This window comes from Clostridium sp. AF36-4 (assembly GCF_003435975.1).
Lineage (GTDB): Bacteria > Bacillota > Clostridia > Lachnospirales > Lachnospiraceae > Eubacterium_F.
This window is the reverse complement of record NZ_QTVH01000028.1, coordinates 18,315-29,957: the sequence shown is the minus strand read 5'-3', so window position 1 is coordinate 29,957 and position 11,643 is coordinate 18,315. Positions and strand designations below refer to the sequence as shown.

Below are 11,643 nucleotides of genomic sequence, written 5' to 3'. Positions count from 1 at the left end.
TCTTTGTATTGTAGTAAATTTTTCTCTGCTAAATCTTTTGCTCCCAAATGGTATCCTCCTCTTACTCTCCTATCCCATATTCACACAGCAATTCCTTTTGGTATTCTGTATCCATGATTGCTTTTTGTATATCTTCCATTCGATGATCTGCTAATAAACAATGATATAATGTGTTGATTTCCTCGATCCCTTGCGAAATTCCCTTTGCCATTCCACGCGCCTCTCCTTGGACAATCCCTTTCTTTATTCCACGTGCTTCTCCTTGGGCTATACCTTTCTGTATTCCTCGTTCCTCATACATATCTAATAATACACACATATTGCTTTTCCCTCCTTTTCCTTCAGTTTCTTCAATTAATTCCTTTGCTTTCCGATATCTCCTGTCATTTGTCACCGCCGACAGCCAATCTAAAAACGCCTCCGGATGGTCTAATTCAAACTCCGTTGTTTGAAAATATTCATCCAGTTTCTTTCTGTCATTTCCACAGGACAGATAACGGACTATGTATTTAAAATCTGATTGATACTGGCGGATTGTCGTTTCTGACTGACTGGCAAGGTTAATAATACAAATGGGATGCTCTGGAATCCATTTTGTAAGTTCCTCACCAATATCCTCCGGAAATTCCAACATATCATTCAAACACCTTGGCTTTTTCCATTCTTTCTGACTGTAATTCAAAACCAGAGTGATGACCGGGCTTAACTTCTGTGAATCGTTAAGTTCTTTTGTCATCGGGGTTGGATAATTGCCGGTTTTTCGATTACTTTCTTTCGCTTCCTTGATCTGCTCCATATATTTGGCGTGCTGGTATCCCATATCACGCACCGGCATAATATTATTTTTGTCACTTTGATTTTCCAGACATAAGAAAAAACTTCTATTGTTCTTCTTACACTTCATCGGAACATCCATCTGTAGCTGCCGAAGATTTTTATCCGAGACGGTTTTCATAATCAACTCGCCGGGTTCCCGCGACAACTCTTTCGCTGACACATAACATCTGCCACCAAATAAGTTTACATTTACAATGTCTGAAAATACATCTTTGTATTGTAGTAAATTTTTCTCTGCTAAATCTTTTGCTCCCAAATAATATCCTCCTCTTACTCTCCTATCCCATACTCCCGCAACAATTCCTTCTGATAGTCTGTATCCATGATTGCTTTTTGTATATCTTCCATTCGATGATCTGCTAACAAGCAATGATATAATGTGTTGATTTCCTCAATTCCTTGTGAGATTCCTTGTGAAATTCCTTTCTCTACTCCTCGTTCCTCATACATATCTAATAATACACACATATTGATTTTTCCTCCTTTTCCTTCAGTTTCTTCAATTAATTCCTTTGCTTTCCGATATCTCGTGTCGTTTGTCACCGCAGACAGCCAATCTAAAAATGCTTCCGGGTGGTCTAATTGAAACTCCGTTGTTTGGAAATATTCATCCAGTTTTCTTCTGTCATTTCCACAGGACAGGTAACGGACTATGTATTTAAAATCCGATTGATACTGGCGAATTGTCGTTTCCGGCTGACTGGCAAGGTTAATCACACAAACCGAATACGAGGGTATCCATTTTGTAAGTTCCTCACCAATGTCTTCCGGAAATTCCAGCATATCATTCAGACATCTTGGCTTTCCCCATTCATTCTGACTGTAATTCAAAACCAAAGTAATGACCGGGCTTAACTTCTGGGAATCGTTAAGTTCCTTTGTCATCGGGTTTGGATAATTTCCAGTTTTCCGATTACTTTCCTTCACTTCCTTTATCTGCTCCATATATTTGGCATGCTGGTATCCCATATCTCGCACCGGCATAACGTTGTTTTTGTCACTCTGATTTTCCAGACATAAGAAAAAACTTCTATTGTGCTTCTTACACTTCATCGGCACATCCATCTGTAACTGCCGAAGTTTATCATCTGATACGGCTTTCGTAATCAACTCGCCGGGTTCCCGCGACAACTCTTTCGCTGACACATAACATCTGCCACCAAATAAGTTTACGTTTACAATGTCTGAAAAAACATCTTTGTATTGTAGTAAATTTTTCTCTGCTAAATCTTTTGATCCCAAATGGTATCCTCCTTAATTAGTCAAATTCTTTTGTTTCTATCATTACAAGGAGAACATCTGCGCCCCACCCTTGTTTGTATATATACTAGCACAGTTGCATTACAAAGTCAATATATTTACTTACAATCGTCAAGCGACTTACGCCCCTTAAAAAGAGGCCTAAATCGTGCCAAACAAGCCAAATTCCAGCATATAAAAAGAGCGTAAAACGACACCCCCAATAGGAGGGGCGTTCTACGCTCAAAGTTTTTTTAACCCGTCTTATATTACTTCCTTATGTTACTTCTTTATCTTGACTTTTTTCACCTTGCTCCACTTACCGTACACCTTTTTCTTACCATTCATTTTATAGGCACGGACACGAATGTAATACGTTTTCTTCTTTTTCAGTTTCTTAATGGTGTACTTGGTTTTCTTGGTCTGTATGCTCTTTTTCTTTTTGAACTTTTTATTCAAAGCATACTGGAGCTGGTAACCTTTGGCACCTTTGACTTTCTTCCATTTTACATTGATTATCTTTCCTTTTGCATTTTTCACAGTAGAAAGATTCACTTTTAAAGGAGCTGTTACTGTTACTTTGGAAGCATTTTGGTTGTTCTTTGTAATTGACTCAGAATATTGGTCTATACCCCCATCATCCAAACCAGCTAATTTTCCTGCCGAAGTCCATGCCCCAGAAGATATACTTATGCGAAGAACCGGACGAACCGCCAATTCGCCATCACAAGCCCCTACATCTCCAAACGGTGAAACACAACGAATCACCGTTTCGCCTCCCGCATTGACCATATCGCGTAACATCCACGCTCCAAATCCATAATTGCGTGAGCCTTTCATATCATAACTTGTCGCACCACGACTTTTAGCATATTCTGTTGGACGTGCCGCTGCCATATCTCCACCAAGCCCATATGACATAACACTCATTTCTGTCGCAGACAATAAAAATAATTTGTCATTTGTTTCAGATGAATTTTTAATTGCTGCCTGCTCTGTCGCATTAAATGCTTCCTTAAAAAAAGTTGTATTTAACCAGCTTCGCAACGAACTTTTCTCCCATACATCATTACTGTTTTCTGACAAGTTTTCGCTATACTTTTAATAATCCAAACTTCGATTTGAAATCATAAACACATCATCGCCATTTACAGAAAGAACTCGCCACTTAATCGGTTGCTTTTTCTTGGCGTCGTTTTGATAATAATTTCCAAAATAAACACAATCCCATTGTGAATTAAAATCGTTATACATAACAATTTTTTCTGAATTTTTCCACAAATCAGAAGTTTTTTTCAAATGAATCACCGGACGAATTCCTGCTTTTAATGTGATATTTTTGCTGATAACACGTCCACTCGAATCAACGCATTTGCCAAAAGCATTTCCCTCAGTTGTTTTAGTCCATCAGGAGTCCTTTATCTCATTATCTTCATTTCCTAACGATTGGTGTGCATATGCTGTTCCCTCTGTCTTGCAAGCCTTATTTGAACTAAATTCGTATTTCTTATCCTTGATCTCCTGCTCTGACAAAAGACTAACTTTTTCCGTTGTCCCTATTATTGCGGTCTGCTCAACATCAGAAAATGCCTCATTCAAAAATGTTTCATTCAACCACTTATTCAAGGAACAATCCTGCCATTCCACACGAAGTCCCGACTCATTTTGTGCTTTATCATTATACTGCTGTACATCCAAATTTTGCTCTGAAAGAAGATACATATCATCCCCATTTACCGAAAGAACGCGCCACTGAATTGGCTGCCTTCCATCCTGATTAGCTCCTGTCTTCCAATAGTTGCCAAACGTCACACTATTCCATGTTGTAGTCGATGCTTTCACCAAAGGATTATTTAATTTTCCCGTCGCGTTATCACTACCTGAAATTGTAACATTTTTCTTGGTTGATGGATTTGCTACACTGTTATTTTCCGTAGCTTTTGCCGCAATCGGGCACACAGACGCCATCAACGAAAGTGTCAAGAACAATGTCCCCGCCTTTTGAATTAATTTACTGTTTCTCATAGAAATACCTCTCTTTCTGATTGATTTTATGATTTGATTTTTTTACTTTTTCACCTTAACTTTTTTCACTGTGCTCCACTTACCATACACCTTTTTCTTACCATTCATCTTGTAAGCACGAACACGAATATAATACGTTTTCTTCTTTTTCAATTTCTTAATGGTGTACTTGGTTTTCTTGGTCTGTATGCTCTTTTTCTTTTTGAACTTTTTATTCATAGCGTACTGAAGCTAGTAACCTTTAGCGCCAGTAACTTTCCCCAAGAATAGCTTTAAGCATCCTTTTTTACTTGATGATTTTTTTATTTCCGCTTGCGTCATCCCTGTTTTTCGATAGACTTGTTCCTTTACCGTATCTAGTTTACTTTCTGTAACATTATTAGCACTTGTGTATGTTTTGTTAGATACCTCAATATGTTTCGTTGCCATCTTTTGACGACTTTCCTTACCATAAAAAGGCACTGAGTATATTTTAATATAATATCTTCCTGCACTTGATAAAGTTACTGTTTTTTGATTTACAGACGGATTTTGTGCAACACCTGGGTCACCTCCATAAACTTTCTGTTTTGTCGTCTCATTTACTATAACAAGCCAATATTGAGCAAAATCACTATTAGCTGACGTTGCTTTCCATGATATTTTTACGTTTTCTCCTACATTATATATTTCTTTATCCGTTTGTATCGTTGGTGTCGTCATTTCTCCATATGCACCTACTGATATGTATTTTGTTGCTAATTTTTGTCGACTTTCTTTATTATTAAAGGGCACAGAATATATCTTTATATAATATCTTCCCGCACTTGGCAACACTAAACTTTTACTATTTATAGCAGGGTTTCTTGCAACACCTGGGTCCCCTCCAAAAATTTGTTGCTTTGTTGTCTCATTTACTATAATAAGCCAATATTGATAAAAATCACTATTTGGCGATGTTGCCGCCCACGATATATTAGCAGTTTCCCCAACATTGTATACTTCCTTATCCGTATGTATCGTCGGCGTTATCATTTCTCCATATGCACCAATATTTCCAGAAGAAAAATTAGGTCTAACAACACCCCAATATGGTGTATAATTCGTGATATATGCCGGACTATTATCCGCAAATGCCTCTCGTGTAACTTTCTTTTTCCCATTATAATTCTGATGATATGTAACATAGTCCGATTCATATATTGCTACATGACCATACCCACCGGTATACACCAAAATATCGCCTTTTTGCGGCTGTGCTCCCTTTATCCTTGTCCATCCGCTCGGAAGTTGATTCGTTGCATAATCGCATCCATTTCCTCTAACTTGTGCAACTCCTAAAAAATTATAATATGCCCGAATCAAATCCACGCATTGGGCACCGTAAGCACCATCCGCATCAATCGAATTACCCACTTGTGATTTCACCCAATTGATTGCTTCATCTGAAGTTTTGCTCGTTGCTTTTGCCTCGTTTGCAGTATAAAGACACAGTACACAGAGCACGAATAAAACTCCCCCTTTCCACATCTTTTTCATAACAATCCCCTCCAATTTTTGTTAATTCATGCCTACATCATAGCGCATATTGTTCTATGGTTCTATGGTTCAATAGTCCATTTTGTTCTAGCATTATCATATACACTACGTTCAATTTATAATATTATTAAATTTTGCTCGGATTTCATCCGTTTAAAATCACCCTTAATCCTAGGAGGTTTTTTACATGAAAATGCAGCGTATTCGTGATTTGCGAGAAGACCACGATTTAAAACAAACAGACATTGCAGACTACTTACACATTAGCCAGCGTACGTACTCACATTATGAAACAGACAGCCGGAGCATGCCGATTGAAGTGCTAAGGCGACTTGCTGTCTATTACAATACAAGCATGGATTACCTTGCGGAACTTACCGATGAGAAAAAGCCCTACACAAGAAGTAAAGAAACACTTCCAAAATAAAAACACATCGCTTCCCTTTGCAATGTGTTTTTATTTTTATGCCTCTGACCGTATCTATTTACAGCGCACTCACATCCACCAAATACGCCCTCTTTTTATTTGTTATCAAAATTTTCTTCTGCGTTTTCACCAGATGAATTTCCATATCATTTCTTAATTTCCTCGGAATATTCATCTTCTTCCACGTATGATTTGTGAGTTGAACGAGATAAACCGCCTGTTTTTTCTCCTCTAGATTTCCAAATAATACATAATCACCACTTACATCAATTACATCGCCACTATCCTTAACATCCGGAATGGTAAATGACTGATTTCCGGTAATTTCATAAAATTCCAGTGATTTCTTTTTGTGGTGGTAACGGTAAGACCATTTCATATTAACAAGGCCGACACCTGAATATTTCTTCTCAATTCTCATGGTCTGTAAATTTACTACGCATGTAGAATCCTCTTCTGTACTGTTTTTAAAAATTGACTCACCGTAGGTTAAAATTCGGTTTTCATCCAAAAACTCAATTTCTGTTGTTCTGGCATATCCATTCACGAGTTTCTGACTTATTTTTTTCTCCGTCTTCGAAGCAATATCAAAGACTGACCAGTAGCCGTCTCCCCTGTGATTGCACAAAATTTTACTACCTTCCGGTGACATAACAAAATTGCATATCATGTTACCGCCGGATATTTTTTTCAGCGTTTTCTCTGCCAGATTGATTTCCACCAAATAACCTTTTGTCGCATTTTTTTCTTCTCTTACACCGTAAATTATGCCGTTTTTATAATAAGAGAAAATCTCGGTAATTCCTCCCGTGTAATTAAAGGCATAAATTTCGTTGCCGCTTGCCACATATTGAAAACCGCATTTTTCCCCGTCAAGTACACTTTCAAAAGCAACCGGTGTCATTTTCTTTAATCCATTGGAAACTATTGTGTACACATGGTCTACTTTTTCCTCATCTCCCTCAAAATGATATTCACTGATAAAACTTTCTTTCTCTCCGACCACCATCATGTTTTCCTGTAATTGTATCGTGCCATCTTTTTCCGCCTTAACGTCTGCCACCTGTTTCGTTGGTTCTGGATTTAACTCCACCTCGGTGACATTTTCCTTGCCAAACATATTTTCCAAAAGCGATTGAAACACATTGGATTTCGTTGCCGCCACAGTTACAAAAGTTCCGCACAAAAGGAAAATCACTACCGCCGCAGCCGCTGTCCGAAGTTTTTTCATTGAATTTCTCCTATGGGAAATACCCTGTATCTTTTCCGGATTCAGTGCCTCTTCCACCCAGTCTTCCGGGGCTTTAATCTTATCTATTTTTTTAATATCCATCATTATGCCTCCTGTTTAATCCCTGTTAATTTTTCATGATAGCAGCGAGTTTTTCTCTGCCTCTGCGAAGTCTTGATTTCACCGTATTCACACTTGTATGCAGCATTTTTGCAATTTCACCCGTGCCATATTCTTCATAATAATAAAGCACAATTACTTCACGGTATCGAAAAGGTAATTTTCGCAGAGCCACAACAAGCTGCTCTGTTTCTTCATCTTCTATTTGCAAAGAGCCAGCCTTTTGGTTCTCCTGTGGCACATATCCAATATCCACTTTTCGATTCCAGAACTGCCTGTGGTAATCTCTGCATTCATTTCGCGCAACTGTATATAGCCACGCTTTTATATGTTCTTCCTCTCGAAAGGTTTGTTCGGTCTGGTAGAGTTTCAGAAACGTATTTTGAAAGCAGTCCTTTGCCGCTTCCTCATTCTGCGTCCAGACAACACATAGTCTGGTTATGTCATCTGCATACTGCCGCACGACGTCCTCATACTCTATCCCGGCATATTTATTTATCATTGCCTGATACTCCTTTACTACAATTTCTTTTGCATGCATGGTAGAAAATAATTACTTTCTATATAATACACGATTTGGATGGGAAAATGGGTGCAGGATTTTAATTTTTGTTGTTTAGGATTTTGAGACCCTCATATATCGGACAGACGACTTTTATTTTTTCCAAACTTTTCAAACGACAGACCGGATTTTCTCCTTCAGATTACCGGTCTTTTACCAATAAAAAAACTCCGATTACGGAACACACATTGCATACCGTAATCGGAGATAAAATCGAGTAATTCTTATCGACGGAACAATCCTTTTTTCTCATAAGGCTCACTTGTATGGGAAACTAATTCATAACCAATTTCTTTAATTTCCTTTTCCAGCATAGGAATATCTAACGCTTCCTCGCTGATTACAACAGTTTCTCCTTTTTTTGCAGAGGAAGAAACTTTCTTCACCTTACAATGCTTGCGAATCAAATCATTCATATGCGATTCACACATGCCACACATCATACCGTCAATTTTTAACACGGTTTTTACCATTGGAATCATCTCCTTTAACACATTTTCATGTCTATTATAGCAAGAGATTCACCCTTTGTAAAAGATTATTTGTTTGTTGATAAAAATGGTTGCAGAACGCCTGCCATCTGGTTAATCGGCATCGACTGCAGATAAATCTTACCGGGACCGGTCACTACGGTGTTAAAGAATCCTTCTCCACCAAGCACTTTATTTTTCAGTCCCTTAACGGTTGTAATATCCATCGTACAGGTTGCATCCATCGCAGCTAAGTAGCCGGTATCAATAATCATCTGCTGCCCTGCTGCCAGCTCATATTCCTTTACATAACCATCAATTTCTACAAAAGCCGTACCGTTGCCGGAAAGTCTCTGCATAATAAAACCTTCGCCACCAAACAGACCGCCACCTAATTTTTTCTGAAACGCAACCGATAATGTCACTCCATCCGTAGAAGCAAGAAATGCGCTCTTCTGTGCAATTATCTCATTTCCATTTCCAATTTCAAATGCCAAAATCGACCCCGGAAAACTGGAAGCGTATGCAATCTGTCCGGCTCCGCCTTCTGCTGTATAACGGTTCTGGAACATATTTTCCCCGCTGAACATACGACCAATCATTTTTCCCATTCCGCCGCCGGATGTCTCCATCTTCATGTTTGGCGTCATCCAAGACATAGCTCCTTTTTCCGTAATCATGGACTCGCCTGCCTCCAAATCACAAATAACTACCGGCAACGGTGCTCCTTCAATTGAATATTTCATATGTATAAATCTCCTTTCGCAATTTCATAAATTGGATTTATTCTATCATATTCAAACTGCACTTTCCATAATCACTGTCAAAGCGGTTATAAAACTGTCGTAATTGCTATTATTTTGTCGCAGCCTCTAAGAAAGAATAAAATGCCGGTTTTGGATCTTCTAAACTTTCTCCAAATAACAGACATGAAGTAGGTTTTCTCCATGAAATCGCATCATAGAGTCCCCATACCGTAACACCTGTGATTCCGCGGGCATTTACCGTTTTATCGCGGTTTTTCTGTTTGGAAATAAGCAGTTTCATAATATCGGAATAATGATTTGCCAGATCCTCTTCTGTCTGTCCATCTTCGATTCCGATATCCAATTCTGTAACCTGAACCTGAAGTCCGGTTGCCAAAAACTTATCCACTGCTGTTCCATATTTTTCAAGAGACGGATAATTCACAGTAATATGGCTCTGCATACCGATTCCACCGCAAATTTTTGCTTCTTCTCCTTCATTAATGTAATTGATGAGTTCTACAATTTCATCCGCAACATCATATTCATTATAATCATTATAGAACAACGTAATATCTTTCTGCAGACCGTACTGTTTCAACTCATCATAAGCTACTTCGTAAGCCTTTTTCACATAGGTTGGTTTCAAGCCCATGTCACCATAAACATCAACCCATGTTGTATCGGATGGCTGATTGGTGCGGTGTGTGTACTCATTCGTGATATCCCAGCAATAAACAAGAGAACCTGCTTTTCCGGTCAAACTCTTCTCCTTGTCCATCACATGTTTCATCACGGTACGAATATAAAACTCAATTCGCTTATCCATCATTGCTTTGGTCACAATATCATTATTCGCATCATATCCTTCGTGAAAGAAACGCGGTGATGTCTGCTGATGCCACTGCATCACATGTCCTCGCATCTGAATGCCATAATTATTTGCAATTTCCAGAATCTTATCTACACTGTCAAAATTCAGTTTAGCAACAGTCGATTCGGTGTAACCATCTGGAATTACATATCCTAGATTCTTTGCCTCACTGACCGAAATCGTACCACTCCAATTCGATAAAACCTGCTCCGGTTTTAACTCATTTTCCAATGTGTAACTGTTAAAATGATGTTTCACAAACTTCATCGTATCATCACTCTGCATCTGATAACCATTATTCCATGAAGTATTGTAACTTACTACATTACCCATGCGTTCAAAAATTCCACTGTAAGTATCCTTGATACTCGTAAGTCCTTCCGGATTAAATGGTTCTTTTCCCGCTGTTGTCTGTGTAATGGTAAGATCATCCACAAGAAAATCAAAATTACCGGATGGTCCCTCGACATAAAATGTTAATTTAGAAAATGACTCCGGAACCTCATAAGTACCCTCAATTTTAGTCCAAACACCGGATTTCAATGTTGTTTCATCCTTGATTGCCGGATAACTACTTTGACCGGAAACCGTCAGATTCGCTGATAACTTAACTTTTTGGTCAGAGTCCGTTGTCTGCTTTACCCATACCGAAATCGAATACGTTGCACCCTTCACAATCGAATCCGTTACATTCAATTCAGCTCCGTTCCATGTGCTCGTACGTCCGGTTACAGAAAGACAATTTCCACTTCTTCCGCCGGAAGCCACTGCTACTTTTGCTGCTCCACGTCCGGTAAATCCATCCGTTCCGTCTTCAAAACCGGTAGACAAATACGTTTTTTCTGCAAATTCACCTGCCGGTGTTGCTGTTGGTGTTGCTGTTGGCTTTGCCGTTGGTGTTGCTGTTGGCTTTGCCGTCGGTGTTACCGTTGGTGTTACCGTCGGGGTCGCCGTTGGCTTTGCCGTTGGTGTTGCTGTCGGGGTCGCCGCCGTCGGTGTTTTTTCTGGCTCCTGCGGTTTATCCTGTCCATCCGTCGGAGTTTGTGTAGGAACAGAAGGCATCGTAACTACCGCAGTAGAACTCGGTTTTTCCGTTGTTTTTACGACATCATTTGTTGCCACCGGCGTACGGACAAGTGTAGCCTTTTTGACTTTAACTTTACACCTGTAACTCTTCCACTTGCCATTTTTCACCTTGCAGGTAAGGGTCGTTGTTCCCTTTTTCTTTGCGGTCAGTTTTACAGCATACTTACCGCTCTTTTTGTAACTTGCAATGCTTTTTTTCTTAATACTCCATTTGATACGCTTTCCTTTTGCGTTTTTGATACGAATTGTCTTCTTCTGTCCCACTGTCATCGTAACACTCTTTTTGGACAGTGCAATTTTTCTTCTTGCTGCTTGACCGGAAACACCTTGCAACGGTGTCATAAGGGAAACAGCTAAGGACATACTTAACAATCCTGCAAAAACTTTTGCCTGCTTCTTCTGCATATAAATCCTCCTTGATAGCATATAAATTTTCCTTATAAGGAAAACGCTATATTTTACACTCAAATTATACGACGTTTACTACCAAGTGTAAAGGAAACTTTAT

13 protein-coding genes are annotated in these 11,643 nt (G+C 39.0%); 1 reads left to right on the top strand and 12 read right to left on the bottom strand.

What is annotated here, in order from left to right:
• Positions 1-61 precede the first annotated feature (61 nt).
• The 7 genes from DW005_RS11900 to DW005_RS11875 form a co-directional block, all read right to left on the bottom strand.
• Positions 62-1,093, bottom strand: coding sequence for an Rpn family recombination-promoting nuclease/putative transposase (locus DW005_RS11900; protein ID WP_117479709.1), 1,032 nt, complete (start codon positions 1,091-1,093; stop codon positions 62-64).
• 14 nt (positions 1,094-1,107) lie between these two features.
• Positions 1,108-2,079, bottom strand: a complete 972-nt coding sequence (locus DW005_RS11895; protein ID WP_117479707.1) for an Rpn family recombination-promoting nuclease/putative transposase — start codon at positions 2,077-2,079, stop codon at positions 1,108-1,110.
• Between the two features lie 279 nt (positions 2,080-2,358).
• Positions 2,359-3,162 (bottom strand): DUF6273 domain-containing protein, encoded by an 804-nt coding sequence (locus DW005_RS11890; protein ID WP_278286518.1) that lies wholly within the window; start codon positions 3,160-3,162, stop codon positions 2,359-2,361.
• A gap of 15 nt (positions 3,163-3,177) precedes the next feature.
• Complete coding sequence (locus DW005_RS11885) at positions 3,178-3,384, bottom strand: hypothetical protein (RefSeq protein ID WP_117479705.1); 207 nt, start codon at positions 3,382-3,384, stop codon at positions 3,178-3,180.
• Between the two features lie 99 nt (positions 3,385-3,483).
• The gene (locus DW005_RS11880) at positions 3,484-4,101 is read right to left on the bottom strand and encodes a DUF6273 domain-containing protein (protein WP_117479703.1); all 618 of its coding nucleotides are present in this window, start codon (positions 4,099-4,101) and stop codon (positions 3,484-3,486) included.
• A 42-nt stretch (positions 4,102-4,143) separates the two neighbouring features.
• Positions 4,144-4,320 (bottom strand): hypothetical protein, encoded by a 177-nt coding sequence (locus tag DW005_RS13910; protein WP_181975045.1) that lies wholly within the window; start codon positions 4,318-4,320, stop codon positions 4,144-4,146.
• A gap of 12 nt (positions 4,321-4,332) precedes the next feature.
• Positions 4,333-5,619: a CHAP domain-containing protein gene (locus tag DW005_RS11875; RefSeq protein WP_117479701.1), complete on the bottom strand. Its 1,287-nt coding sequence runs from the start codon at positions 5,617-5,619 to the stop codon at positions 4,333-4,335.
• Positions 5,620-5,806: 187 nt separating this feature from the next.
• On the opposite strand from DW005_RS11875, the gene DW005_RS11870 reads away from it, so the two are divergent.
• On the top strand, positions 5,807-6,046 hold the full coding sequence (locus tag DW005_RS11870; protein WP_022376348.1) for a helix-turn-helix transcriptional regulator: 240 nt from the start codon (positions 5,807-5,809) through the stop codon (positions 6,044-6,046).
• A 58-nt stretch (positions 6,047-6,104) separates the two neighbouring features.
• On the opposite strand, the gene DW005_RS11865 is transcribed toward DW005_RS11870, so the two are convergent.
• The 5 genes from DW005_RS11865 to DW005_RS11845 all read right to left on the bottom strand — a co-directional run bounded on the left by DW005_RS11865 (position 6,105) and on the right by DW005_RS11845 (position 11,540).
• Positions 6,105-7,382 (bottom strand): hypothetical protein, encoded by a 1,278-nt coding sequence (locus DW005_RS11865; protein WP_147324440.1) that lies wholly within the window; start codon positions 7,380-7,382, stop codon positions 6,105-6,107.
• 22 nt (positions 7,383-7,404) lie between these two features.
• The gene (locus DW005_RS11860; RefSeq protein ID WP_117479713.1) at positions 7,405-7,899 is read right to left on the bottom strand and encodes a sigma-70 family RNA polymerase sigma factor; all 495 of its coding nucleotides are present in this window, start codon (positions 7,897-7,899) and stop codon (positions 7,405-7,407) included.
• Between the two features lie 284 nt (positions 7,900-8,183).
• Positions 8,184-8,432: a heavy metal-associated domain-containing protein gene (locus DW005_RS11855; protein ID WP_117479697.1), complete on the bottom strand. Its 249-nt coding sequence runs from the start codon at positions 8,430-8,432 to the stop codon at positions 8,184-8,186.
• A gap of 65 nt (positions 8,433-8,497) precedes the next feature.
• Positions 8,498-9,175, bottom strand: coding sequence for a TIGR00266 family protein (locus DW005_RS11850; protein ID WP_117479695.1), 678 nt, complete (start codon positions 9,173-9,175; stop codon positions 8,498-8,500).
• Between the two features lie 109 nt (positions 9,176-9,284).
• Positions 9,285-11,540, bottom strand: a complete 2,256-nt coding sequence (locus tag DW005_RS11845; RefSeq protein ID WP_117479693.1) for an endo-1,4-beta-xylanase — start codon at positions 11,538-11,540, stop codon at positions 9,285-9,287.
• Positions 11,541-11,643 lie beyond the last annotated feature (103 nt).